22 protein-coding genes and 1 pseudogene are annotated in these 26,656 nt (G+C 60.6%); 14 read left to right on the top strand and 9 right to left on the bottom strand.

What is annotated here, in order from left to right; translation table 11 throughout:
- Window positions 1-152: 152 nt before the first annotated feature.
- On the top strand, window positions 153-2,588 hold the full coding sequence (locus I554_RS0125235) for an EAL domain-containing protein (RefSeq protein WP_024574117.1): 2,436 nt from the start codon (window positions 153-155) through the stop codon (window positions 2,586-2,588).
- 89 nt (window positions 2,589-2,677) lie between these two features.
- The gene (locus I554_RS0125230) at window positions 2,678-3,361 is read left to right on the top strand and encodes an MBL fold metallo-hydrolase (protein ID WP_024574118.1); all 684 of its coding nucleotides are present in this window, start codon (window positions 2,678-2,680) and stop codon (window positions 3,359-3,361) included.
- Here the strand turns inward: I554_RS0125230 and I554_RS0125225 are convergent, their stop codons facing one another.
- The 9 genes and pseudogenes from I554_RS0125225 to I554_RS0125185 all read right to left on the bottom strand — a co-directional run bounded on the left by I554_RS0125225 (window position 3,362) and on the right by I554_RS0125185 (window position 10,502).
- Complete coding sequence (locus tag I554_RS0125225) at window positions 3,362-3,745, bottom strand: nitrile hydratase accessory protein (protein WP_024574119.1); 384 nt, start codon at window positions 3,743-3,745, stop codon at window positions 3,362-3,364.
- Complete coding sequence (gene nthB / locus I554_RS0125220; RefSeq protein WP_024574120.1) at window positions 3,742-4,404, bottom strand: nitrile hydratase subunit beta; 663 nt, start codon at window positions 4,402-4,404, stop codon at window positions 3,742-3,744. Before nthB ends, I554_RS0125225 begins: the two co-directional genes overlap by 4 nt.
- The gene (nthA, locus tag I554_RS0125215; RefSeq protein ID WP_024574121.1) at window positions 4,401-5,078 is read right to left on the bottom strand and encodes a nitrile hydratase subunit alpha; all 678 of its coding nucleotides are present in this window, start codon (window positions 5,076-5,078) and stop codon (window positions 4,401-4,403) included. The genes nthB and nthA overlap by 4 nt, the downstream gene beginning before the upstream one ends.
- 94 nt (window positions 5,079-5,172) lie before the next feature.
- A complete protein-coding gene (locus tag I554_RS0125210) occupies window positions 5,173-5,376 on the bottom strand; it encodes a dodecin family protein (RefSeq protein WP_024574122.1) in 204 nt (67 codons plus the stop codon).
- A 173-nt stretch (window positions 5,377-5,549) separates the two neighbouring features.
- Window positions 5,550-7,476 (bottom strand): annotated as a pseudogene (locus I554_RS25880) (PAS domain S-box protein).
- 122 nt (window positions 7,477-7,598) lie between these two features.
- Window positions 7,599-7,865, bottom strand: coding sequence for a pentapeptide repeat-containing protein (locus I554_RS0125200; protein WP_024574123.1), 267 nt, complete (start codon window positions 7,863-7,865; stop codon window positions 7,599-7,601).
- 38 nt (window positions 7,866-7,903) lie between these two features.
- The gene (locus I554_RS0125195; RefSeq protein ID WP_244432862.1) at window positions 7,904-8,806 is read right to left on the bottom strand and encodes a hypothetical protein; all 903 of its coding nucleotides are present in this window, start codon (window positions 8,804-8,806) and stop codon (window positions 7,904-7,906) included.
- A 102-nt stretch (window positions 8,807-8,908) separates the two neighbouring features.
- Window positions 8,909-10,087 (bottom strand): DUF3095 domain-containing protein, encoded by a 1,179-nt coding sequence (locus tag I554_RS0125190; protein ID WP_024574125.1) that lies wholly within the window; start codon window positions 10,085-10,087, stop codon window positions 8,909-8,911.
- A 154-nt stretch (window positions 10,088-10,241) separates the two neighbouring features.
- On the bottom strand, window positions 10,242-10,502 hold the full coding sequence (locus I554_RS0125185; RefSeq protein ID WP_024574126.1) for a DUF3551 domain-containing protein: 261 nt from the start codon (window positions 10,500-10,502) through the stop codon (window positions 10,242-10,244).
- A gap of 149 nt (window positions 10,503-10,651) precedes the next feature.
- Between I554_RS0125185 and I554_RS0125180 the strand changes: the two genes are divergently transcribed.
- The 12 genes from I554_RS0125180 (at window position 10,652) to I554_RS25875 (ending at window position 26,590) form a co-directional block, all read left to right on the top strand.
- Window positions 10,652-11,056 (top strand): YccF domain-containing protein, encoded by a 405-nt coding sequence (locus tag I554_RS0125180; protein WP_024574127.1) that lies wholly within the window; start codon window positions 10,652-10,654, stop codon window positions 11,054-11,056.
- 104 nt (window positions 11,057-11,160) lie between these two features.
- A complete protein-coding gene (locus I554_RS0125175; protein ID WP_024574128.1) occupies window positions 11,161-12,063 on the top strand; it encodes a CHAD domain-containing protein in 903 nt (300 codons plus the stop codon).
- A gap of 127 nt (window positions 12,064-12,190) precedes the next feature.
- On the top strand, window positions 12,191-13,570 hold the full coding sequence (locus I554_RS0125170; RefSeq protein WP_024574129.1) for a cytochrome P450: 1,380 nt from the start codon (window positions 12,191-12,193) through the stop codon (window positions 13,568-13,570).
- An 88-nt stretch (window positions 13,571-13,658) separates the two neighbouring features.
- Window positions 13,659-15,245: an AMP-binding protein gene (locus I554_RS0125165; RefSeq protein ID WP_024574130.1), complete on the top strand. Its 1,587-nt coding sequence runs from the start codon at window positions 13,659-13,661 to the stop codon at window positions 15,243-15,245.
- 36 nt (window positions 15,246-15,281) lie between these two features.
- Window positions 15,282-16,460 (top strand): saccharopine dehydrogenase NADP-binding domain-containing protein, encoded by a 1,179-nt coding sequence (locus tag I554_RS0125160; RefSeq protein ID WP_024574131.1) that lies wholly within the window; start codon window positions 15,282-15,284, stop codon window positions 16,458-16,460.
- A gap of 532 nt (window positions 16,461-16,992) precedes the next feature.
- On the top strand, window positions 16,993-17,781 hold the full coding sequence (locus I554_RS0125155; protein WP_152527744.1) for a methyltransferase domain-containing protein: 789 nt from the start codon (window positions 16,993-16,995) through the stop codon (window positions 17,779-17,781).
- 8 nt (window positions 17,782-17,789) lie between these two features.
- Entirely contained in the window at window positions 17,790-19,205 is a 1,416-nt protein-coding gene (locus I554_RS0125150; protein ID WP_024574133.1) for a hypothetical protein, read from the top strand.
- A gap of 106 nt (window positions 19,206-19,311) precedes the next feature.
- Window positions 19,312-20,895 (top strand): class I SAM-dependent DNA methyltransferase, encoded by a 1,584-nt coding sequence (locus tag I554_RS0125145; protein ID WP_024574134.1) that lies wholly within the window; start codon window positions 19,312-19,314, stop codon window positions 20,893-20,895.
- Window positions 20,892-21,662, top strand: coding sequence for a restriction endonuclease subunit S (locus tag I554_RS0125140; RefSeq protein WP_051358712.1), 771 nt, complete (start codon window positions 20,892-20,894; stop codon window positions 21,660-21,662). Before I554_RS0125145 ends, I554_RS0125140 begins: the two co-directional genes overlap by 4 nt.
- Window positions 21,663-22,104: 442 nt before the next feature.
- Entirely contained in the window at window positions 22,105-25,533 is a 3,429-nt protein-coding gene (locus tag I554_RS0125135) for a DEAD/DEAH box helicase family protein (protein ID WP_024574136.1), read from the top strand.
- Between the two features lie 36 nt (window positions 25,534-25,569).
- Window positions 25,570-25,869 (top strand): hypothetical protein, encoded by a 300-nt coding sequence (locus tag I554_RS27520; protein ID WP_196812805.1) that lies wholly within the window; start codon window positions 25,570-25,572, stop codon window positions 25,867-25,869.
- Window positions 25,853-26,590 (top strand): restriction endonuclease, encoded by a 738-nt coding sequence (locus tag I554_RS25875; protein WP_196812806.1) that lies wholly within the window; start codon window positions 25,853-25,855, stop codon window positions 26,588-26,590. Before I554_RS27520 ends, I554_RS25875 begins: the two co-directional genes overlap by 17 nt.
- Window positions 26,591-26,656: the final 66 nt, after the last annotated feature.

Here is a 26,656-nt window from a genome sequence, read left to right as displayed (position 1 = left end):
ATCAGCGATTTACTTGGGGAATGTGGGTTTAATCAGATGCCGCCAATGTCGGGATGCGCATCGTGACTGCCCGAAGCAGTCCGGCGCGACTGGTACTGGGAATGGAAGCAGGGATTCCGCGTCGAGCAGCAGGCAGGGGGCGTACGCGTCCGATGAAGTTTAATCTTGTGTCCGTGAATATGCGGCTGCTGCGGCTGGTCTCGCCCTTCATTGCCATCGTCTTGCTGCAGGCATTTCTTGCGGGGATGAGCCTGAACATCCTCTCCTCGGTGCGGGCTTATGTCGGCGGCGAGAGCCTGTGGTCGAAAGGACAGAAGGACGCGGTCCACCATCTTTATCTCTACGGCGAAACCGGCGACGACAGGCATTACGAGCGATATCAAAATGCCATCGCCGGACCGCTCGGCGACCGCGCAGCGCGCATCGCGCTGGAGCAAAATCCACCGGACCTCGCAACGGCTCATAGCGGCTTCCTGCAAGGCGGCATTCACGCCGACGACATCGAAGGCATCATCTGGCTTTACCAGCATTTTCGTCAGCTTCCGCCTTTCAAGAAGGCGATCGTGCACTGGATCAATACCGATCCGTTGCTGGACGACCTCGCCTCCCTCGCGCGGGAAATCCAAATCGAACAGAACGGCACGCCGATTTCGCCGCAGCAGCTCGAATCGCTGCGCGACCGGATCGACCAGTTCAATGCGCGCTTCGCACCCGAAGCGATGGCGTTCGCCGAAAACCTCGGCAATGGATCGCGGCAGGTCAAGCTCGTGCTCACAATCGCCAATCTGTTCACCGCAGGCTTGCTGGTGCTGCTGCTGATGATGCTGACCCGCTATTTCCTGGCGCAGCGCCGCAGATTCGTGCACGCGCTGCAAGCTGAGAAGGAACGCGCACAGATTACGCTGGCTTCGATCGGCGATGCCGTCATCAGCACCGACGCTCAGGGCCGTGTCGACTACATGAATTCGGCCGCCGAACGCCTCGTGAACTGCCGGGCGACTGCAGCCAGAGGGTTGCCACTGACCTCGCTGTTCCGGATTTTGGATGAGGAAAGCGGTCAGCCGCGCGAGGGCCAGATCGCGCAAATCCTGAACGGACACGATCTTGCCGCCAATACTCGCCCTCAACTGTTGCAACGGCCCGATTCCACGTCGGTGGCGATCTCGATGGTCGGTACGCCGGTCTACAAGGGCGGTGCCGTCGCGGGGGCGGTGCTGGTGCTGCACGACATGACCAGCGAAAAGAAATACATCGCCCGCCTGTCATGGCAGGCGTCGCATGACAGCCTGACCAAGCTGGCCAACCGCCGCGAGTTCGAACACCGGCTGGAAAAGGCCCTGCAGCGGATGGACCGTGACCAGGACGGCCCGCATGCGCTGATGTTTCTCGACCTCGACCAGTTCAAGATCATCAACGATACCTGCGGTCATGCCGCCGGTGACAAGCTGCTGTGCGAAGTCTCGGACTCACTGCAGCAGCATCTGCGCGTGGACGATCTGCTGGCACGTCTCGGAGGTGATGAATTCGCGATCCTGCTCGAGAATGGTGGTCTCGAACGCGCTGCGATCGTCGCCGAACGCTTGCGGCAGGCGATTCACGATCTCAACTTCGTCTGGAATGGACGTCCGTTCACGATCACCACAAGCATCGGCCTGGTGCAGATCCGGGGCGGTGCGACCAAGGACGAGACCCTGCGCACAGCCGACCTCGCCTGCTATCTCGCCAAGGAGAAGGGCCGCAACCGTATCCAGATCCACAATCCGAGCGACAGCGAATTACTGCACCGGTTCGGCGAAATGGCGTGGGTCCAGCGGATTCACGATGCCTTGGATGAGCACCGTTTCTGCCTGTATGCGCAACGCATCGTCGGATTGCATGGCGCAAGCCAGAACGGCGCGCATATCGAGCTTTTGCTCCGCCTGCGCGACAGGGACGGCAATCTGGTGCCGCCCGGCGACTTCATTCCCGCCGCCGAGCGCTACGGCCTGATGCCGCTGATCGACCGCTGGGTGGTGCGTCATGCTTTCGAGACCATCGCGACACGGCTTGGCCGCGCCGCATCGGCGACCATCGCTACATGCGCGATCAACCTGTCCGGCGCGACCTTCAGCGACGAGGGCTTCATCGACTACGTTCGCGAACAACTCGAGCTTCACAACATTCCGCCGACGATGATCTGCTTCGAGATCACCGAGACCAGCGCCATCGGCAATCTCGACAATGCGGCCCGCTTCATCACCGTGCTGCAGCGGCTGGGCTGCCGGTTCTCGCTCGACGATTTCGGCAGCGGCATGTCCTCGTTCGGCTACCTGAAGAATCTGCCGGTGAACTACCTCAAGATCGACGGCAGCTTTGTGAAGGACATGCTCGACGATCCGATCGACCGCGCCATGGTCGAAATGATCTGCCGCATCGGCAAGGTCATGGGCAAGCAGACGATCGCCGAGTTCGTCGAAAACGACGCCACCATTCAGGCACTGCGCGAAATCGGCGTCGATTATGCGCAAGGCTATGGCGTCGGCCGGCCGGAACCGTTCGAGATCGCCGGCCCGGCCATCGCCGGACAGCCAAACCTGCGGGTAGCCTGACCGCAGAGCGAAACTCTGACCTGCCACCGCAGGCCTGCCCCTGCGCGGAATCCGCTTGGCGCGGCGCAAAAAATCAGCATTGTGGCCGCATGACAAATGAATCGAAGCAAGCCGCCAAGGAACCAGCAAAGGCTGGCGCCCTGATCGTGCCGGTCTCCCCCTTTCAGCAGAACTGCACCCTGCTGTGGAACGCCGCGACCATGCATGGAGTCGTGATCGATCCGGGCGGGGACGTTCCGCAAATCCTCGCCGGAATCAAGCAGGCCGGCATCACGGTCGACGAGATCTGGATCACGCACGGCCATATCGATCATGTCGGCGGCGCGGCGGAACTGCGCGACGAACTGAAAGTGCCGATCATCGGGCCGCATGTCGCCGACAAATATCTGCTCGACAACGTGGTGGCGAGCGGCGCCAATTTCGGCATGACCGGCGTACGCAACTTCGCACCCGACCGCTGGCTGAACGAAGGCGATCAGCTCAGGATTGGCGATCTCGTGTTCGACGTCTATCACGCCCCCGGACATTCACCGGGCAGCGTGGTGTTCTTCAACAAGGACATGCGCTTTGCAATCGTGGGCGATGTTTTGTTCAACGGCTCGGTCGGCCGCACCGATCTGCCCGGCGGCGATCACGCCACCCTGATCCGCTCCATCCACGACAAGCTGCTGCCGCTCGGCGACGATGTCGGCTTTATCTGCGGCCATGGCCCCGGCTCGAACTTCGGCCATGAGCGCGCGACTAATCCGTTCCTCAACGGCGGACTGGGCTAGCTAGCCGAAATCCTCCGGCGTCAATTCGATCGGCTGACCATGTGGCGTGCGATCCGCTGCATGGTCCCAGGCATCGCGGTAGCGATGCAGTTCAGCCGCGGGCGCGACGTTCTTCGCCGTCACCAGTTGCTCCAGTGTCGCGAGCCAGTGCCGGTAGTAGGTCTCGCCGTTATCGGCATCGCCTTCGGCCTGCGCACGCCTGATCTGCCTGGCCAGTGCGTCCGCCCATTCCGGCCAGGTGAACAGACCCCGCGCATGCAGCGCCAGCGCCATGGCAAAGGCGCGGGCCTCCCATGGCTCGCGAAAGACCGGACCCTCGCTGTCGCGCGGAAGTCCGGGAATGCTGGCTGCCGCCTGCATCGCTGCGTGCCGGTCGATGGTCATTCGGCACGCTCCAGATACGGCTCCCAGGCATCGATCGAAACCGTGCTCGCGGGATCGGCGCGATCGCCCCACAATTCGCGGCCGGTGAAACGAACGGTGTAAAGCTGCTGCGGATTCTCGCCGTCACCGCGCGCATTGCTGTCCGCGAAAACATGCGCGCCATGGAGCAACTCCACCACGCCGGCATGGCCGCGCACGTAACGCGGCAACCGGATGTGACCTTCCGGATGAATGTTCTTCGCGCGCACCCGGTCGCCGACAGCAAACAGCGGCTTCGAGGTTGCTTCGCGCTCCGTCGGCGCGCCACGGCGCAGCATGCTCTCGACATCGCCGGGCGCCAGAACAGGCACACCGGCCTTCGGAGGATGCAGCACATGCCCTGCCTCGATTTCATCCGGCAGCACAAGCCCGCGCTCCTGCATCAGCCGTTCAAGACCCGCAAGCCAGATCTGGTAGTAGCTCTTGCCATGATAATCCGCAGGCGAGCGGTCCTCGCGGGCGAAGCGGGACATATCGATATTCCAGCCGCCGGGCCGAGCCATTGCCAGCGTCAGCGCCAGCACCCGCCGCTCCCATTCGGCATGAAACACAGGCTCGTTCGGCTCCGGCATCACCGGGCCGAAGCCATCGACCCCGCCCATATCGTGTGCGCCGTTCATGATGCAGCCTGTTCGGGCGATTTCGGAAAGCCGGTGCCGATCATGCTGTCGCGGGTGACGAGCTCGGCGAGTTGCTCTTCGCTCCAGCCCTCGGTCCCCGCTGGACGCTGCGGCACGACCAGATAGCGAATCTCGGCGGTGGAATCCCACACGCGGATTTCCGTCTCAAGCGGAAGCTCGACTCCGAAATCGCGCAATACGCCGCGCGGATCGATCACCGCGCGCGAGCGATACGGCGCGGCCTTGTACCAGACCGGTGGAAGCCCGAGCACCGACCACGGATAACAGGAGCACAGGGTGCACACGACCATGTTGTGCCGCTGCCCGGTGTTCTCCACCGCGACAATGTGCTCGCCCTGCCGCCCGGCATAACCGAGTTCGGCGATCGCAGACGTCGCGTCCTTCAGCAAACGTGCGCGATAAGCAGGATCTGACCACGCCCTGGCGATCACGCGCGCGCCGTTGCGCGGCCCGACCTTGGTCTCGTAGGTTTCGATCAGAAGATCGAGCGCCGCCGGATCGACGTAGCCCTTCTCGGTGAGGACCGTCTCCAGCGCGCGGACACGCAATTCCGTCTCCGACAATTCGGAATGATCGTGATCGTGGTGATGATGGTGGCCGTGATGATGGTCACCATGGCCGTGGTGATGGTCGTCGTGCTCGTGTCCGCTCATGGAACAAAGGATAGTCCTGCCCGCCTCGACGTGTCGAGAGCAGGATCATCGCCGCAGCAAGATGTGATATGCAGACGCGCCGGTTCTTCGCGCGTCAGTCCTTGAGAATGAACGTCACCTTCAGGTTGACGCGGTATTCCGCGATCTTGCCGTTCTTGATGACGCATTTCTGGTTCGCGACCCAGACGCCTTCGACATTCTTCAATGTCTTGACGGCGCGCTTGACGCCATTCTGGATGGCATCTTCAAAACTTTTCGGGGAAGCGGCAATGAGCTCGGTCACGCGTGCAACTGACATGATTTTCTCCTGACAGGAATCAAGACGTAAAATTCATTCGGCACTTTGAGCACCGGCAGCTTAGGCCCGCGGCTGGGGGCGTCAAGCTGACCGGGGCGCCACGCAGGCACATGCACAGCGCCGCACCTGCGTCATGCGGCGCACAAACTCTCAAATTGTATTTGTAAAAGAGACTAGTTCGCGATGGCCGCGGTAACTGCCTGCATCAGCTCCTGCTGGCGAAACGGCTTGCCGAGCTTCGGCAGGCGGGCATCCACGTCTGGCGGCAATTCCGCATAACCAGTCGCAAGAATTACCGGAAGCTCCGGCCGCTCGGCCTTGATCGCGGCTGCGAGTTGCGCGCCGGTCATCCGCGGCATGGCATGATCGGTGATGACGAGATCGACCGAGGGCTCGCGCCGCAAGATCTCCAGCGCCTGGTTACCTGACGTCGCCTCGAACACCGTGTGTCCCATGTCCTGCAGCATCACCGCGGTGTTCATCAGCACAAGACCATCGTCATCGACAGCAAGCACCACCAGCGGACGGGTGCCGGTCACGCCGTCCTTGATGAAACGCCCGCCCTGCGCGGGCCGGGCCGCTTTCGCGGCAGGCAGCCAGATTTCCGCCGTCGTGCCCTCGCCTTTTTGGCTCTTCAGGAAGAACCGCCCGCCGGACTGTTCGGTCATGCCGTGGACCATCGACAGTCCGAGACCGGTGCCGCGGCCCACACCTTTCGTGGTGAAGAACGGCTCCATGGCGCGCCTCAGCGTCGCCTTGTCCATTCCCTCGCCCGTGTCCTTCACCGAAAGACGCACATAACGGCCGGCTTTCAGCTTGCTCCGCGAGCGAGGCTTGACGGTTTCCTCACGCGCCGCGATGACGATACTGCCGCCGTCCGGCATCGCGTCGCGCGCGTTCACCGCCAGATTCAGCAACGCCATTTCGAGCTGATTGGCGTCGGCATGGACGAGGTCGAGCTTGAGCGGAAAGTGCGTCTCGATCTGCACCGACGGTCCGAGCGAACTCTGCAACAGATCGGTCATGCCGCGCACAAGCGCGGGAATATCGATCGGCTTGAGATCGAGATCCTGACGCCGCGCGAAAGCCAGCATGCGCTGGGTCAGCGCCGCGCCGCGCTGCGCCGCCTGCGTCGCATTGGAAATCAGCGTCGCGATCCGCGCATCGTCCGGAAGCCGCTTGCCGGCCAATTCAAGGCTGCCGAGAATGACCATCAGCAGATTGTTGAAATCGTGCGCGATGCCGCCGGTCAGTTGGCCAATGGCATCCATCTTCTGCGAATGGGCCAGCGCCTCGCGCGCCTGCTCGAGCGCTTTCTGTGTTTCCCTGCGCTCGGTGATATCGCGGGTGATCTTGGCGAAGCCGATGATGGCGCCGGTCTCGTCGCGGATCGGATCGATGATGATGTTGGCCCAGAACTGCGTGCCGTCCTTGCGCACACGCCAGCCTTCCTTCTCGAAACGTCCTTCGCGCCGCGCGGTGGCGAGCGCGTTTTGCGGCTCGCCCTTCAGGCGGTCGCCCTCGGTATAGAATTTCGAGAAATGCTGGCCGATGATTTCCTCGGCGCGATACTGCTTGATGCGTTCCGCGCCCAGATTCCAGCTGCTGACGTAACCTTCCGGGTCGATCATATAGAGGGCGTAGTCGGTCACACTCTGCACCAGCAGCCGGAACTGTTCTTCCTTCTGCCGCAGACGATCCTGGGCCGCCTTGCGCTCCGTAAGGTCGCGCGTGATCTTGGCAAAGCCGACGAGCCGGCCGTCAGGCGAACGGATCGGGTCGATCACCACATGAGCCCAGAACCGGCTGCCGTCTTTTCGGATGCGCCACCCTTCGTTTTCGAATTTGCCTTCGCGGGCAGAAATTTCCAGGGCGCGCGCCGGAAGCCCGGCCTTGCGGTCCTCCTCGCCATAGAACTGCGAAAAATGACGCCCGATGATCTCGTCGTGGGTGTAGCCCTTGAAACGCTGCGCGCCCGCATTCCAGCTCGTGACCCGTCCTTCCGGGTCGAGCATGTAAATGGCGTAATCGTGCTTCCACCAGAAGCCGGTATCGCCCTTCCGGGGTCAGGGCATCCTCGAACCGGTTCGATCGCTGCAAGGCGGTGCTCTCAAAGGCCATTCAATGTAACCCCGTACCAACAGGGCCAAACGCCGCCGGACCGGTAAAGTTCCACCTAAATTTGAGGACTTCGCCCAAAGTCGAACAGGGGCCGGGGCTCTCTATTTCTGCTTCTCGTAGGCCGCCAGCATATCCTCGACCTTGATCCCGTTGATGGTCATGCCCTCGATCCGGCAGTCCGTGAGGCAGGCCCCCGACATATTGGCGTTGTTAATGTGCAGGCCGGCCAGGTTGGTGTAGTCGATCCGCAGGCCGCTGAGATTGATGTCGTGCATCGTGCAGCCCGACATGTTGACGTCCTCGAAGGTCGAACCTGAAACGTCTGCCCCTTTTACATCGAGACGCTGCCTGCCGCCGTGAATGTCCATGCCTGTTCCTCCGGTTTCTCGTTTCGGCGATTGCACGCTCAGTTCCGCACCGCGTAAAGCGGCGTCCGTAACGTGAACTGGACAAGCGGCTCGGGTGTCCAGGCCACTTCGACCGAAGCGCCGAACAACCGGTTGTCGTTGTCATCCATCCGCTCGAGATCAAACCTGAGCAACGGCTGGGTGAACGCTTTGGCCCTGAGGATACCGGCGCCGATCTGGGCGCCGCCGAAGGTCTGGACGCCCATCCGAGCGGACACCTTCCAGTTGTTCGGCCATTGATAATAACCGCCGAGATAGCCGACGAACGCCGGCTCGACCTTTGCAAGACCCGAATCCACCCAGACGGCGGTCAATCGCGTCCCGAACAGCAGACCCTGGGTTTGATCTTCGTTGAGGCCATAATCCAGTTCGACCACCGTCTGGTTCGATGTCGAGGCCAGTCCCGGCGCGCTGGTGATCGACCGCGTCAGAGTCGAAATCACTGTGACCGTCTTGCTGTCCTGCTGAATGACATCGGCATTGAAACCAATGTTCCAGCTGTCGAGCGTCATCGATGACCAAGGCGCGGCATCGCTGCGCGCCGTGCTGGCGCTGACGCCGCCGTACAGCGAAAACCGTTCGGTGATATCCACCGTCAACGGCGCGTTCAGCGTCACGACCTGCGCCGCCGCCGGGATCGGAGAAACGAAGTTCCTGAACCCGATCGCGAGGACGCCCGGCGGCACGGTCGTGTATTGCGTATTGTAATCCAGATAGATGTTGGGCTGCTTCGGACCTGTTTTTACCGACTCGTCGTCATCTTCGTCGGCGGCGCGGGCGATATCGAAGGCGCCAAGAACAACAAGCAGACCGAGCGCGAAGCGGCCGAGCTGGCGCGCCATCCCGATTCCACGAGAGATTCGGCCGCGCACGCCCGCCTCCCTGGATTTGACTCTGGCCATTGTTCACTCGTTGAGAAGATGAGACGCGCGCGGAAAAACGGAGCGATGGTGCCGCTTTCCACGTCGCTTTTCAATGACCGGTCATGTAAACCGCGACCTGATCTAGTTCAGTGTGGCTTTCAGCGCGGTGGCGGCCGAGGCATAACCGCCCCGCGCACCATCCACAAAATGGAAATGATCCGGCCGCGATGCCGACAGCGTGAAACACGTCATCATCGCCGCATCCTGACGGTGCAGACCGTAACGTGCCGTGCCGGAAGCGGCTGCCGCCGCGAGACGGCTCTCCAGCGCATCGGCAAGCTCAGGCCTGCAATCGAGCACCATGCGCAGGCCGTCGTCGTATTTCCGGAAATCCGAGTTTTCCACCACCTGCTGCATGTAAATCTTCGGCACGAAACCGCCCGCGGAAATATTGAGGCGAAACAGCACATACACGAACAGTGTCATGGCATGAACGCCGAGGCGGCGCCTGAACAGCGATCCTCCGCGCTGCGCCAGCGCCTCGAAATTCGCCCCCGGTGTTGGCCAGCGCATGCGCGGACCCGAGGATGGCACTGGCCGTCCCGCGCCGGGACTTCGCTCGACCAGTGTCACCACATCCTCGATCAGGCGGCGAAATCCGGCGCTGTCCGACGACATGCCCGGCACGATCAGCATCGACAGGATGAGGCCGCGCTCTGCCGGCATTTCGGAAAACCGGCACGACAATCCGGTGAGGTCGGGATGCGCGCCGGACGGCGCGGGGGCCACGGTGAACTCGCCGCGCTTCATGGCGGCTTCCGCCCACGCCAGCCCGCCGCCGGAGAACATCGCGTAGGACACATGCGGAGAAGCCGCATAACGCGCCACCCGCACATCGAGACCTTGTGCGCGAATGGCCTCGATCGGCACCAGCGCAACGCGCAGCGACAGATCGAGATCTTCCTTGACCCAGGTCGCGGTCGCAGCCAGGGCGTCCCGCGCCGGACCGGCGTCCCGCGGCGAAACCGCGAAGCTCGCACCGTCGCCGCCAAAGGCGAACGGGAAATCGCGGCTCTCCAGCGCATTGGTCACCGACGCGATCACCGCAGCGCCGGCCATGTTCACCGCCTTGTAGCGATTGTCCGCGATCGCCTTGGTGGACTGCACGATGTCGGCGACACCGATCAGCCATCCGTCCGGCACCGGCCGGTACAGCGACGGATCCATCAGATTGGCGAAGCCGCGAAACACTGGCATGGCGCTGTAAAAATCGTCCCTGCCGCCGGTGTCCGCTGCACCCTGTTCGTGCGATACGCTCATGACCGTTGCGATGCCATTTCCCAGCGCGACCTTTGTCAGGCCAGCGTTCCAAAAATACGGCTGCCCAGCAATACGGGTTCAGCCTTCCCCGCAAACAAATATCGGCGCGGACACGCCGCGCCGAGGATATGAGACGGTAAACTCGCGGACGGTATCAGTGACGATGACGGTGCCTGCGATAGCGGCGCGGTGCGGGTTCATAAGGCTGATACCAGGCATTCGCACTGCACGAGCCGCCGACCCCGCTGGTGGCCGCCCGGCACTGGTCGTAGGTGTAATAGGCGCAGACCCGGCCCATCCCGGTGCGGCTGTAATTTTCCGAACAGAACGGCGCATCGGCTCTGGCGGGCGCGGCGGCGCCAAGCACGGCAAGTGCCGCGACGCCAGCCGCCACCGCAAAATTGAATTTCAGCATCGTGCCCTCCCTGATGTCCGGCTTTATATGGGCAGTGCATTATATGGGCAGTGCATTCGAGATTGGCTACTCCTGCCGTGCCGGTTTCCGCGACGGCAACGCCGGGATGTGCTAGATTGCGGCACGTGATGTCCATTGAATGGGTTCCGATGTCCCCCGTCTCTTTTATGCTCAACATCTTGTGGGTCGTCCTCGGCGGTTTCTGGATGGCGCTCGGCTGGGCCGTCGCCGCCGTGATCATGGCCATCACCATCATCGGAATTCCATGGGCGCGCGGTGCCTGGAATATCGCCATCTACACGCTGTTTCCGTTCGGCCAGAAAGCCGTCTCGCGCGAGATCTATATCGGGGAGCGCGACTTCGGCACCGGCATTTTCGGATTTATCGGCAATCTGATCTGGCTCGTCCTGGCCGGATGGTGGCTGGCGCTTGGCCATCTTTTTACGGCCCTTCTGCTCGCCATCACGATCATCGGTATTCCGTTCGCCTGGGCGCATCTGAAGCTCGGCGCCATCGCGTTGTGGCCGATCGGCAAGACCATCGTCCCGGCATGAGGGTGCCTGCCGGCCCGCTCACCATCCAGTATGACTGAAGAGACAACTTCCATGGGCGCGGAGAAACTGTAAATTTGGCGCGAACCGGTTCTGGACAGACGCCGATGATGGCGGTCCCTCAAGCTGAGCCAAATGCCCATTGGCTGCGCGATGTCGCGGATGACACTCTGGCTATGGCCAGGGCCGCGCAAGAAAAGCTCGCCAGCAACGAAACCAGCACCACCATTCATGAACTGCGCGTCGCGCTCAAGCGCTGGAGAGCCTTGTTGCGGTTGCTCGAGGACTCGATCGGCGACGAGACAGTGGCTCTGCGACATGAGGCCAGCAGCCTCGCACGCGAGCTCGGCCGCAGCCGCGACGCACAGACCGTTCTCGATGCGCTGGCCGACGTTGTAAAACCGAAAGATGCCAAGACCCCGCCGCTGTCGGAACGAACCAAAGCCACTCTCACCCAGCGGCTTGAAGACGCGCGAAAGGCCATAGAGGCCGAGCATCTTCATCCGGCAGCCATTCAACACCTGCGCGACGGCCTTGCCCGGGCGTCCGCCTGCGCAGCAAACTGGCCGCTTGAACACATCCGCTTCGACGACATCGTGACCGCTCTCGCAAAATCCTATCGCCGGGCCCGCCGGCGCCGTCCACGCGAATGGGACACGGCCAGGCCGGAGGAGGTTCATGATTTCCGCAAGGCTGTCGTAGCTTTTCGCTATCAGCTCGACCTCATTGCGCCGCTGTGGCCAAAAATGTGGAATACCTTCATCGACGAGGTGCAGAAGCTGCGCACGCAGCTTGGCAGGAGCAACGATCTCGTTGCTCTCCGCGGCTTGATTCAACCGAAGCAACCGCTGGCGCCCTGGCGGTCACGCCTGACGCCGCGGATCGACACCCGGCAACAGTTTCACCTTAGCCGCGCGCGATCGCTGTCCGGCCGGGTGTTTGCAGAATCGCCGCGGTCATTCCGCAAACGCATCGAGGCCCTGGCGGAAGCAGCCGCGGAGTCCCCTTGATCCACAGGCATCTCCGGGCTCACGGCGCAATGCACCGCAGCATTACAACTCACCGACCAGCCGCGATCAGAGTTGTCGGCCATCGCCAACTCGGCGATAATTCCCGCATCCTTTTCAGGGAAACGCCATGTCGATGCAAAGCCTGACGTCACCGGCTGCGATCAAAGCCCCCCTCATGGTGGACCGCAGCAAGCTTGCTCACATTCCCGGCGACGAAGGCTGGCCGTTTATCGGACGAACGCTCAGCGTCCTCGCCGATCCGAAAGGCGAAGTCGATGCGATGGCCCGGAAATACGGGCTGATCTATCGCTCGCGCGTCCTTGGCGAGACCAGCGTCTCGCTGCTCGGTCCGGACGCCAACGAGTTCATGCTGCTCGACCAGACCAAGCTGTTTTCCTCGACCAACGGATGGGAAACAATTCTGGGGCGCCTGTTTCCCCGTGGACTGATGTTGCTCGATTTCGAGGAACACCGGCTGCATCGCCGCGCCATGTCCGTCGCGTTCAAGGCCGGGCCGATGAAAAACTATCTCGCGCAGCTCGATACGGGGATCGCGGCACGCGTCGATCAGTGGCGCGAGGCGCCGGGTCCGATGCTGTTCTACCCGGCCATGAAGCAGCTCACGCTCGATCTCGCCGCGACGTCGTTTCTCGGCACCGGCATCGGCCCCGAGGTCGATGACGTCACGCGCGCTTTTGTCGACATGATCGCCGCGTCCGTCGCGGTGATCCGCCAGCCATGGCCCGGCACGCAGATGGCGCGCGGCGTCAGGGGACGCCAGCGCATCGTCGCGTATTTCTCGCAGCAGATTCCGCTGCGGCGCGAGAACGGCGGCGACGACCTGTTCTCGCAACTCTGCCACGCCACCCATGAAGACGGCGCCCTGCTCTCGACCCAGGACATCGTCGATCACATGAGCTTCCTGATCATGGCGGCGCACGACACGCTGACATCGTCGCTGACGTCATTCGTGGCGCTGCTCGCGGCGCATCCGCAGTGGCAGACACGATTGCGCGACGAAGTCTCCTCGCTCGGGATCGAACCCGGCGCGCCGCTGCCGTTCGAGAAACTCGACGCGATGCCGCTCACCGAAATGGCATTCAAGGAAGCCATGCGGATGAAGCCGCCGGTGCCGTCGATCCCGCGTCGGGCGACACGCGATTTCAGCTTCAAGGGCTTTGATATTCCCGCTGGAACGCTGGTCAGCATGAACCCGCTGTTCACCCACCACATGAGCGAACACTGGCCCGATCCCGAGACATTCGACCCGCTGCGCTTCACCGACGAAGCCCAGCGTGCGCGTCATCGCTTTGCGTTCATCCCCTTCAGCGGCGGCGCGCATATGTGCATCGGACTTCACTTCGCCTACATGCAGGCCAAATGCTTCGCGTTCCACTTCCTGCAAAACCTCAGGGTGAGCATGGCGCCGGGCTATGTGCCGTCGTGGCAGATGTGGCCGATCCCCAAGCCCAAGGACGGGCTGCGCGTGACGCTCTCCGCGGCATGAGGCTTTGCGCGGCTGCCCCGTTGACTCCGCCAGCCCCGTCCTTCAAGCAATTGGCAACCCGCAACGGACAAGCGGGACGGGAGAAAACATGCCTAAGATCGATCTCGCGCCGGGTCATGTCGGCCCCTTCGCCGGACTGGATGTGCCGTGGCTGCTGCGGCTGCGCGCCGAGACGCGGTGCGACCATCCGTTCTTGATCTGGGCGCCGTTCGACGCACCGTCGCGTCCATGGACCTACGGTGAAATCCACGACCGCGTCGGCGCACTGGCCGCGGGCCTTGCGAAACGCAACGTCAAGCCCGGCGAATGCGTGTTGATCCATCTCGACAACTGCGTCGAGATGCTGCTGGCGTGGTTTGCCTGCGTCGAACTCGGTGCCATTGCCGTAACGACCAACACCCGCTCCGCGCCTGCAGAGATGGAGTATTTCGCCGGCCATTGCGGCGCCGTCGCAGCCATTACCCAGCCCGCCTATGCCGAACTGGTTGCAGCCAACTGCCGTGGCCTGCGCTGGCTTGCCGTGACCTCGCATGACGCAGGCGCACCACCCGCGCAAGGATACAAACCGCCAAAGAGCGAGAGCTTCGAGGCGCTATTTGCCGACAGCGCGGACAGGCCGCGCCGTCCCGCCGATCCTTATGCATCGTGCAGCGTGCAATACACCTCCGGCACCACATCACGGCCGAAGGCGGTGCTCTGGACACACGCCAATGCGCTGTGGGGCGCGAAGATTAACGCCGTGCATCAGGACCTGCGGCCGCAGGACATTCACCAGATCTATCTGCCGCTGTTCCACACCAATGCGCTGGCCTATTCCATGCTGTCGACGCTATGGGTCGGCGGCACTGCCGTGATCCAGCCGCGCTTCTCCGCAAGCCGGTTCTGGACGACGGCGCTGGAGCATCGCAGCACCTGGACCTCGCTGGTGCCGTTCTGCGTCAAGGCGCTGATGGAGCGAGAGGCGCCCAAGAACCATCACTTCCGGCTGTGGGGCAGCGCGATTTGTGAGCCGCCGACCGACGCGATCTTCGGCGTAAAGACCATCGGCTGGTGGGGCATGACCGAAACCATCACCCATGGCATCGTCGGCGAGCCTTATCAGCCCAACATTCCGCTGGCCATCGGCCGCGCCGCGCCGGAATATGACATCCGTGTCGTCGATGAGCACGGCGCGCCGACGCAAGTCGGCGAGACCGGCGACCTTCTGATTCGCGGTGTTCCCGGCCTCTCGCTGTTCAAGGAGTATCTGCACAACGAAACCGCCACGCGCGACAGCTTCGACGAGCACGGCTATTTCATCACCGGCGACCGTGTGAAGATTCTGGAAGACGGCTTCATGCGGTTTGGCGACCGCGCCAAGGACATGCTGAAGGTCGGCGGCGAGAATGTCGCCGCCTCCGAAATCGAACAGGTCGTCATCACCGTTGCCGGCGTGCGGGAGGCGGCAGTGGTTGCGAAGAAGCATCCGATGCTGGATGAGGTGCCGGTGGTGTTCGTGATTCCGACCAAGGGTCTCGACGGCGCGCCGCCCACGCTGCACGATGATATTCTGAATGCCTGCAAAGCAGCGCTGGCCGACTTCAAGGTGCCGCGCGAGGTGCGGCTGGTCGATGACATGCCGCGCTCGACGCTTGAGAAAGTGGCAAAGGCGGAATTACGGAAATTGCTGGCATAAGCCCTGTGCAACCAGCGGAGATTTGAGGACACAACGATGACCCAGCCAAAATTCGATGTCGTGGTTTATGGCGCAAGCGGCTTCACGGGCAAGCTCGTCGCTGAGTATTTCGCCGCGCATTATGGTCCCGGCAGCAATCTCAAATGGGCGATGGCAGGCCGCAGCCGCGACAAGCTCGCCGCCGTCCGTGACGAGATCCACGCGCCGAAAGACACGCCGCTGATCGAGGCCGACGCGAGCGATCCCGCTTCGCTCAAGGCGCTTGTCGGCCAGACCAAAGCGGTGCTCACCACCGTCGGGCCGTATCAGCTTTACGGCTCCGAGCTTGTCGCAGCCTGCGCCGCATCCGGCACCGATTATCTCGATCTCTGCGGTGAACCTGCATGGATGCGCCAGATGATCGACGCGCATCACGCAAAGGCGCAATCCACCGGCGCCCGCATTCTGTTCTCGTGCGGGTTCGATTCGATTCCATTCGAGCTCGGCGTATTCTTCTTGCAGAACGCGGCGAAGAAACAGCTCGGCGCTGCCGTGCACAGAGTGAAAGGCCGCGTCCGCAAGATGAAGGGCACGTTCTCCGGAGGCACCGCAGCAAGCCTGAAGGCGACATATGCCGCCGCCGCGAAGGATCTCAGCATCGTGCCGCTGCTCAAGAATCCGTTTGCGCTGACGCCGGGCTTCGAAGGCCCGAAACAGCCGCCGGGCAACAAGCCGCTTCACGATGACGAACTCGGCATGTGGGTCGCGCCGTTCGTGATGGCGACGATCAACACCCGCAATGTGCACCGGTCGAATCTTCTGATGGGCTTCCCGTACGGCCAGGACTTTATCTACGACGAGATGATGCTGGCCGGCCCCGGCGAGAAGGGCGAGGCGACCGCCAAGGCTATCGTCGCGGCCAATGCCGCGATGGGCGGACCGGGTGGACCGAAGCCCGGCGAAGGCCCCTCAAAGGAAGAGCGCGAGACAGGACTCTACGACATCCTCTTCGTCGGCGTGTCGCTGGACGGCCGGCAGGTCCGCGTCTCGGTCAAGGGCGATCGCGATCCGGGCTACGGATCCACCTCCAAGATGATCGCCGAGTGTGCCGTCTGCCTCGTGCGCGATGCGCAGGACGTCCCTGGCGGCATCTGGACGCCGGGCGCAGCGCTGGGTGATCGCTTGATCAAGCGGCTGGAAGACAATGCCGGACTTCAGTTCACAGTCGAGAGCTGAGGCAGGCGCCTCAACTCTCGACTTCAGCCGTCCTATTCCGCGCCGCCTGCGTTGCGGGCCATGAATGTCTCAGGCGATCCGTCGCGCGGGTCCACGAAGATGAACGTTTCAGTCCAATTCCTGAAGATCGGACCCAGATTAGGAAGGCCCTTCGCTAATCTGGGATAGCTCGCCTCCACTCACGCTTTAACGCTTCAAGGCTCCTGGTAGATGTTCCGCCAGATTCTTGGGGCCTAACAGCTTCGCATCCCCTATCGCGGTTCATCTCACCGCGGTCAATTTCAGGTTGACCCCGCAAGTTCCATTGAGGCATCCTGTAACCGCATTGTTTGTCTTGACAGCGATCAATGCGGTAAAGGCGGCTCGGGAGCACCAGTAGTCTTATGCTGGGAGTCCCACGGATAGATCCCTTGAAAAGGATGCGTGCGAAGGCACGTGTCCGGATTAAGCAGTGGGGTCAGCACCCGAGTCGCTGATGTCAAGCTCCCGGCACCACCTCCTTGGTCGCCGGTTGGTGGACTCGGGGTGAACTTTGACAATATCTGACCTCTTTGACGCTCACCTTTCCGAACTACGGAAAGAAGGCGGAACCGGTTTCAGCCTAGACTACTATCTTTCCCACCGCGGCCGGTTTCTGCGCACCGCCGAGATGATCCCGCACGGCGGCCCGGACCGAGCCGCCCTGGAAATCGGGTCAACAGTTCTGTTTCAGGTCGGACTGAAGCACACCTACGGTTATGGCCGGGTCGTTGGCAACGAACTGTCGGCACGCATCGAGGACAAATACACCGATCGAGACTTTGTGATTTGCGAGGTTCGCACACGCAATCTGTCCGTCAGCGTCAACGTCGAGCATGAGTTATTTCCTTTCGAGAGCGAAACCTTCGATTTGGTGCTCTGCTGCGAAGTGCTTGAGCACATGGACATCGATCCGATGTTCATGTTGGCCGAACTCAACCGGATTACGAAGGTCGGCGGACAGATCATCGTAACGACACCAAACTGTTGCTCCGCGCGCAATTTCTGGAAGATCGCAAACGGCTATCGGCCACACTTCTTCATGCAATACGAGCGCTCGCGTAGCCCGTATCGACACAATATCGAGCACGACGTTCACAGCGTCTCCACCCTCCTGCGCAGCGCAGGGTTTAATCCAACGTCAGTCGAGACCCAGGACGTATTCGAGGCCCCGCTACAGCAGGGCCTCGATCTGCTCTGGAAAATGAAGCTGCCGACCGAACACCGGGGTGACGGGATATTCGCAATTGCCGAGAAGGTCTCCGGCGTTGCTGACCGTTGGCCCGCCGGCCTCTACGTTTAGGGGGGCCGATGCTGAGAACCGCCTATCGGCTGATGGCCCGCGTGTCGCCCAAGCTGGCTCATGTCGCCCGTGAAAGCTACTTCACTCTAAACGGCTGGCGCTTTGACGATCTAAAGCGCTACATGAACCAGAACCAGGTCCATCATGGCGCAGCTTCACTGGCGCTGAGCCATTCTTTTTCCAGCGCATTGCAGCCGCAAGCCGAAGTCGAGAAACGGATCGCGTTCGTTTCGTGCTTGCTGCCGATGGACACCGGCATTGCAACTTGTTCGCTCTATTCCTGGATGGGCTTTGAAGGCCCGGTCGATATCTTTGCGCCGGCGATCGACATGGATTGGTATTTCGCGCAGGAGCGAATGCTGAGGGGGCGCGGCAACGGGCCTCGTCTGTTCGACGTCGGCGCCTTCATGACGCTCGACCAGGTGATGCAATACGACAGGATCGTGATCGCCATCGGCAATTCCAACCATCACGATTACATCTTCCCTCTGCTGCGCAAGCTGTCGTCGTTCGGAGGAACCGAGCGGATCGTGCTCTACATTCACGATCCCTGTCTACTGAACATCGTCGCCAAAGGCACCGAGTCGTCGCCCAAGGAACTACTCGACCTGATGACGTCGATCTACAAACGGAAGATCGAGGTGAATCCGCTGGATCAGGATCTTCACCTCAAAATGGCCTCAGCCGATATGCTGGGCATTCGGTTCTTCAACAACATTGGCATCGACAAGTTTCTTGTAAACTCCGAGACCGCGCGAGAAATGGTGCTTCGTGATCTCGGCGAAGCGCCGGCGATGGTCGAAAAGATTTTCCATCCGGTCTTTCTGCCGCAAGGTGCCGATACACTCGATGACGATCCGCCGGACGATGATGCTCTGGTCGTCGGGGCTTTCGGCATCATCGATTTCAACAAGCGTATCGACCACATCGCTGACGCGATGAGAAGCATTGCCTCAAGAGGAATCAAGGCGCGCCTTCTGCTTGCGGGTTTCCATGTCCGGAATTTTGTCGAAACCTATCCGGAAGTCTTCGAGGGGGTGGACTATGAGCTGTTCGACAGTCCGACCGACCGCCAACTGGTCGCCTGCATGAAGAAGTGCCATGTCGCTATCCAGCTTCGCAAGCATGCGCTCGGCGAAAGCTCCGGCATCGTGCCCCAGTTGATGCTTCAGAACAAAACCGTTCTGGTGTCCGACATTGGCGCGTTTGCCGAGTATGGCGAAGCCGTCGTCAAGGTCGCGCCGGACGAACCCGCCGAGGAGACCGCGAACAAGCTGATCGCCGCGGCCGCAACTCCGATCAAACCGGAGATCCTGGACCGCTATTGCAATGAAAGGTCCCCAGCGGCGTTTCAGAAGCGTTTCATGAGCATCTATCGGCGGCAAACGCCGGGAGTTTCGGACGCCGTTTCGAGGATTCTCTGATCGGACGAATCTGGCTCGCGGCCACGCTCATGGCGCCCTGATGTAACGAACGCCTTCCCTATTTGCGGCCCTCCCATTAGGTTGGCACCTGATTTGGGGAGCGGACATGCTGACGGGCGAACTACGGTCCAAGATTGACGGGGTCTGGAATGCATTCTGGGCAGGCGGGATCGCCAACCCCCTCGAAGTGATCGAGCAGATCACCTACCTGCTGTTCATGCGCGGGCTGGACGAGGCGCAACTGCTTGAGGAAAACAAGGCGACGCGTCTTAAAAGGCCGATCGAGCGGCGCATTTTCCCCGACGGCAAGGACGGCATCGGCAAGGGCGGCGGCGTTGCCTATGAGGAGATGCGCTGGTCCAAGCTGAAGAATATCAGCGACCCCAAGACCATGTTCGATCTGGTTTCAGAACATGTGTTTCCGTTTCTCCGCAACATGGCCGAGACCGGCACCGCACATTCCACCCATATGAAGGGCGCGCGCTTCACCATCCCCTCTCCGGCCCTGTTGGTGAAGGTCGTGGACCTCATCGACAAATTGCCGATGGAGGATCGGGATACCAAGGGCGACCTCTACGAATACATGCTGTCGAAAATCGCGACAGCCGGACAGAACGGGCAATTCCGCACGCCGCGGCACATCATTTCGCTGATGGTCGAGATGACCGCGCCGGGGCCGAAGGACATTATTGTCGATCCGGCCTGCGGCACCTGCGGCTTCCTGGTCGCGGCGGGCGAATATCTGCGCGAAAATCATCCAAAACTGTTTCACGAGAAGGAAAGCCGCGATCATTTCCACGAGGAGATGTTCCACGGCTTCGACTTCGACGGCACCATGCTGCGCATCGGCTCCATGAACATGACGCTGCACGGCGTCGATGATCCCGATATTCGTTACAAGGATTCGCTCTCGCAGGAACATGCCGGCGACGAGGATCGTTATTCGCTGGTGCTGGCCAATCCGCCGTTCGCGGGCTCGCTCGATTACGAGACCACGGCGAAGGACCTGCTCTCGGTGGTCAAGACGAAGAAAACCGAACTGTTGTTCATGGCGCTGTTCCTGAAACTGCTGAAGCCCGGCGGGCGGGCGGCGGTGATCGTGCCGGACGGCGTGCTATTCGGCTCCTCGACCGCGCACAAGGCGATCCGCAAAATGCTGGTGGAGGACCACAAGCTCGACGGCATCGTCAAGCTGCCGTCCGGTGTGTTCAGGCCCTATGCGGGCGTCTCCACGGCGATCGTGCTGTTCACCAAGACCAATTCCGGCGGCACCGATAACGTCTGGTTCTATGACTGTCAGGCGGATGGAATTTCACTCGACGACAAGCGTACACCGCTATTGCCGCCTGAAAAGCTCGGCCCGTGCCCCGGTACATGGGACGAGAATCAGCTTCATTTCACCCCGCTTGCGTTGAGTGATGAGGAGTTAACAAAGAACAACCTGCCCGACATCGCCGCGCGCTGGAAGGAACGCGACGGTTCTGAGCGCGATCGCCCACGCACCGCGCAGAGCTTCTGTGTGCCGAAGGCCGAGATTGCCGCGGCCGGCTATGATCTCTCGATCAATCGTTACAAGGAAGTGGTGCACGAAGCTGCCGAGCACCGCCCGCCGAAGGAGATCATCGCCGAGCTGAAGGCACTGGAAAAGGAGATCGCGGACGGGCTGGCGGAGTTGGAGGGGATGTTGTGAATGCGCCTTTCCAGACACTTTTGTCACCTGTCGTCCGCTTGGGCGAAGTCGCTGACTTTATTCGTGGGGTGACCTATAAACCGGCAGACGTGTCGATTGCGGCTGATTCAAATGCGATCGCATGCATGCGAACTAAAAACATTCAGACTGACCTGGAAGACGATGACCTGGTCTTCATACCAAAATCGCCAATCAAGATAGATAAACTTCTTCGCGCTGGAGATATTCTCGTTTCGAGCGCCAATAGCTGGAACCTGGTCGGAAAGTGCTGCTGGGTTCCAGACCTGCCGTATCAAGCGACATTTGGCGGCTTCACCTCCGTATTAAGGGCTGATCCCAAGCGAGCATTCCCGCGATATTTGTATCATTGGTTCGCAACGGATCGCACGCAGCAACTCGCACGTAGCTTTGGACAGCAAACAACAAATATCTCGAATCTAAATCAAGGACGCTGCCTAGAGCTTGAAATCCCCCTTCCCCCGCTCCCCGAACAGCGGCGGATCGCGGCGATTCTGGACAAGGCGGACGACCTGCGCCGCAAGCGCAAGCGCGCGCTCGAATTGCTCGATGGTCTGACGCAGTCGATCTTTCTGGAGATGTTTGGGGATCCCGTGAGCAACCCAAAAGGCTACAATCAAACTTTATTCGGCTGCGTCGGCCAGCTTGACAGGGGCGTTTCCAAGCACAGACCACGCAATGATCCGAAATTGCTTGGCGGTCCTTATCCACTTATCCAAACCGGGGACGTCGCCAACAGCGGGGGTTAATAACTACCTATAAGTCGACGTATTCAGATAATGGCCTTCGCCAGAGCAGAATGTGGCCTGCCGGGACGTTGTGCATCACGATTGCAGCTAACATTGCTCAGACTGGAATACTGACCTTTCCTGCATGCTTTCCGGACAGTGTTGTCGGCTTCACGCACCCGAATCCTGGCATGGTGCAATATGTTCGCGTCTGGTTATCTTTTCTTCGCTCAACGCTCGAGCGAATTGCCCCTACAGTAGCGCAGAAAAACATCAATCTTGAGATACTAAGAAATCTACCAATGGCATTACCTCCATTGGATCAGGTCGATAAATTTGGAGTCAAATTGATGAGTCTACGGAAACTAGAGCGCATATTCGACCAAACTTCTCTTTTCGACCGATCCCTCTTCTCCTCCCTCCAATCCCGCGCCTTTTCCGGCCAGCTTTAACGGACAATTGCATGTCCAACTTCGCCTTCCTCGCTGCTGAGTTTCCCACTGTCTACGAGGCTGCCGCGGAGGCGGAGCTGCAGGCCGGCGTGTCGCCGACGGCGGCGGCGTTCTTCGCGGGAAAGACGGTGGAAGTCGCGGTGAAGTGGGCGTTCAAGAACGACCCCGGCCTCAAGCTGCCGTATCAGGATAACATCGCGGCCCTCCTTCATGAGCCGACCTTCCGGCAGGCGGCGGGCGAGGCCGTCTACAGCAAGGCGCGCTATATCAACACGCTGCGAAACCGCGCGGTGCATGAGGAGAAGAAGATCAACCCCGGCGACGCCGTCGGCGCGGTGAAGGAGCTGTTTCACGTCTGCTTCTGGTTCGCCCGCACCTATGCGCGCAAGACCAAGCCTGACGACGGACTGGTCTTCAACGGCGCTGTTCTCTCGCGCAGGGACGACGCGCTGAAAAAAGCGTTCAGCCACATCAAGGCGCAACAGGCCGCGCTCGACGCCAGAAACGGCGAGCTGACAAAACTGCTCGCCGACAAGCAGAACCTCGACGAGGCGCTGAAGACGCTGCGTGCCGAAGTTGCCGCCACGCGCAAGGCGGCGGAGGCCACGCCCGACAGCCACGACTACAACGAAGCCGAGACCCGCGACCGCTATATCGACCTTCTGCTGCGCGAGGCCGGCTGGACGCTCGACAAGCCGGACGACATCGAATTTCGCGTCGAGGGCATGCCGAACAACGAAGGCGTCGGCTTTGTCGATTACGTGCTGTGGGGCGCGGACGGCAAGCCGCTCGGCCTTGTCGAGGCCAAACGCACCCGCAAGGACGCGCGCCAGGGCCAGCAGCAGGCCAAGCTCTACGCCGATTGCCTCGAGAAGGCTTACGGCCAGCGGCCGGTGATTTTCTATTCCAACGGCTACGAGCACTGGATTTGGGACGACACGCGCTCTCCGCCGCGCCGGATCGGGGGATTCTACAAGCGCGATGAACTGGAACTGCTGATCCAGCGCCGCACCAGTCGCAAGACGCTGGCCGAGACCAAGATCAACACCGCCATAGCCGGCTATAAACGCCCCTATCAGCAGCGCGCCATCCGCGCGATCGCCAAGCATTTCGAGACCGACGGCGAGCGCAAGGCGTTGCTGGTGATGGCGACCGGCTCTGGCAAGACCCGCACCGTGATCGCGCTGGTTGATCTTTTGATGCGCGCCGGGTGGGTGAAGCGCGTGCTGTTCCTCGCCGACCGCGTGGCGCTGGTCAATCAGGCCGCAGGCGCGTTCAAGGCCCATCTGCCGGATTCCGCCCCGGTCAATCTCGTGACCGAGCGCACCAGCGAAGGTCGGGTCTTTCTCTCCACCTATCCCACCATGATGAACCTCATCGAGGGCAAGCAAAACGGCACCGCTAAATTCGGCCCGGGCCATTTCGATCTCATCGTGATCGACGAGGCGCATCGCTCGGTCTATCAGCGCTTCCGCGCGATCTTCGATTATTTCGACAGCTTCCTTGTCGGGCTTACAGCAACGCCGAAGGAGGAGATCGACAAGAACACGTATTCCCTGTTCGACCTCGAGGATGGTGTGCCGACGGATGCCTATTCCCTCGACGAGGCTGTCGCGGAAGGCGTCCTGGTGCCGCCGAAGGCGATCTCGGTGCCGCTCAAGATCGTTCGCACCGGCCTGCGCTATGATGAACTGTCTGACGCGGAAAAAGATCAGTGGGACATGCTCGAATGGGGCGAGGAGGAGATTCCCGACAGCATCGAGGCCGCGGAGGTCAACAAGCGGCTTTTTAACCAGGATACCGTTGATCTCGTCATCGCTCACCTGATACAAAGTGGCGTGAAGGTCGAGGGTGGCGACCGTATCGGCAAGACGATCATCTTTGCGAAGAACCAGGCTCACGCGCAATTCATCGAAGCACGCTTCAACGCGTCCTACCCGCATCTCGCAGGGCACTTCGCAAGGGTCATCACCTATGAGAGCGGCGCCTACGCCCAGACGCTGATCGACGACTTCTCGAAGAAGAATTCCGCGCCACATATCGCGATCTCCGTCGACATGCTGGACACCGGCATCGACGTTCCTGAAGTGGTGAATCTCGTCTTCTTCAAGCAGGTGCGCTCAAAGACCAAGTTCTGGCAGATGATGGGACGCGGCACGCGGCTCTGTCCCGACCTCTTTGGTCCAGGTCAGGACAAGGAATTCTTTCGCGTCTTCGACTACTGCCAGAATCTCGAATTCTTCGGCGCCAACCCAGAATTGAAAGAGGCAAGCGCGCCGAAATCGCTCTCGCATCGCCTGTTCGCAGCGCGCGTCGACCTCGTGCGGGCTCTGGATGAAAAGCGCGGGAAGCCGGATGGCTTTTCGGCGGGCGATCAGGAACCCTACGAGCCCTCTGACGAAACTGCTGCCCCGCCGACCGAGGAAGCGATTCGCGCCGATGCGCTCAAGACTCTCCAGGAAACCGTCGCGAGCCTGAATCTCGACAACGTCATCGTGCGCCAGCACCGCCGCGCCGTGGAAAAATACCGGGATCTGCAGGCATGGACGACGATCGGCGACGACGATCGGGAGGAATTGCTGCAGGAGATCGCATCGCTGCCGTTCGAGCGGAGTTTCGGAACCGAAGAGGCCAAGCGCTTCGATCTTTTGATGTTTTCGATTGAACTGGCTTTGCTCAAGGGATCAAAACGTTTCGACACTCTGCGCAAACAGCTTCTTGAAATAGTTTCGGCGCTGGAGAGCCAAACCGGCATCCCGGCGATCGCCCAGCAGGCAAAACTGATCGAAGAGATTCAGACCGAACAGTGGTGGGAAGGCCTCACCGTGCCATTGCTGGAACTTGCGCGGCTACGGTTGCGGGATCTGATCCAGCATATCGAGCGTTCAAAGCGCGCCGTAGTATACTCGAACTTCGCCGATGAGATTGGCGAGGGGGTCGAACATGCGTTGCCGCAGGTTGGCGAAGTCGATTTCGTCCGCTTCAAGCTGAAGGCCCGACACTTCCTTAAAGCCCACGAAGACCATATCGTGCTTTACAAGCTGCGGCAGGGAAAGCCGCTCACAGCTTCCGATCTGAGCGAACTCGAAAAGATGCTGCTTGACGCCAACATTGGCGAAACCGGCGACATCGAGCGCGCACGGGAAACCAGTCAGGGCTTTGGCCGATTTGTGCGATCACTGGTGGGGCTGGATCGGGCGGCAGTCAGCGCGATGTTCGCAGACTTCATTGCTCCCGGCACGGCAACCGCCAACCAGATCGAATTCATTAATCTCGTGATCGAGCATCTGACGAATCAGGGCGCAATGGACCCCGCCCTGCTCTACGAACCGCCCTTTACGGACCTTGCTCCTACCGGCCCCGAACAATTGTTCGATGCGGAAAAAGTCACGCGGCTGGTCAGGAACATCGAGACCATTAACGAGAGCGCGGTGGCTTAGGCACCCCTCCGACCAACGACGAAATGAGCAAGATCGATGAGCAAGGACGCCAATTTTACGCTGTGGGGCATTCATGGCGGCCGGACAGGAGATGCTGAAAGTCTTTTTCTGAAAAAGAACTGCATTGCAGTTGGCTGGGCGCAGATGGGCGACCTGTCGCAACTAAAGAGTGATCGTGAGGCCTTTAAGAAGCGAGTTTCTAGCGTCTATGTAGGCAAAAAGCCGGGGGCGATAGCCAATAATGCAGGGCAACTATTTCGGTTTGTTCACGAAATGGATATCGGCGACATCGTCATTTTATCCCTCAAAGAGCGATCGAATGGTCAATCTGGGTAAAGTGACAAGTGTCTATCGATATGATGCCGAAACAGAGCCGGGATATCCAAACGTTCGCTCCGTAGAATGGCTTCGAAAATTGCCAAGAACGCACTTCACGCAAGGTGCGCTTTACGAGATCGGATCGGCGCTCAGCCTTTTTCAAGTGAAGAATTACGCCGATGAGTTTCGTGCAGCCATCGAAGGCAAGCCGGTCCCTGGAGCCTCGCCTACACTCGATGAGACTGTTGCGGCGGTTGCGGAGGATATTGAAGAAACGACCAAAGATTTCGTGATCAAACGCTTAGCTCAGGAAGTTAAAGGTATCCCGCTAGAAGGCGTGATTGTGCATCTCTTGGAGTGTATGGGCTATTATGCGCGCTTGACCCGCAAGAACGAACCTAGCGTCGACATTATTGCGCATAAGGACCATCTTGGCATCGAACCGCCCATTATCAAAGTCCAAGTCAAGAGCGGTGACGGAGCCATAACCGACAAGGATGTATCGGCACTTTTGGGGAAGCTTGCTCCCGGGGAATATGGACTGTTCGTAACGTTGGGCACTTATACCGCTCCGGCGCGGACCTTTGGACAGGGAAAAGGCAATCTACGACTGTTGGACGGTGCAGATCTCGTGCAGCTTATTTTTGACTACTACGACAAATTCGACGCGCGTCACAAAGGATTACTGCCATTGCGCCGGGTATACGTTCCGGAGCTCTTGGATTCCGATAACGAATAGGCAGCCACACCCCCGGCACATCCGACACATGCCTCCCTGGCGCACCCGACACGATTCGAACGTGTG

The organism is Afipia sp. OHSU_II-C1 (assembly GCF_000497575.1).
In the GTDB taxonomy this organism is placed as follows: domain Bacteria; phylum Pseudomonadota; class Alphaproteobacteria; order Rhizobiales; family Xanthobacteraceae; genus Afipia.
This window is presented reverse-complemented; position numbering and strand designations above follow the sequence as displayed.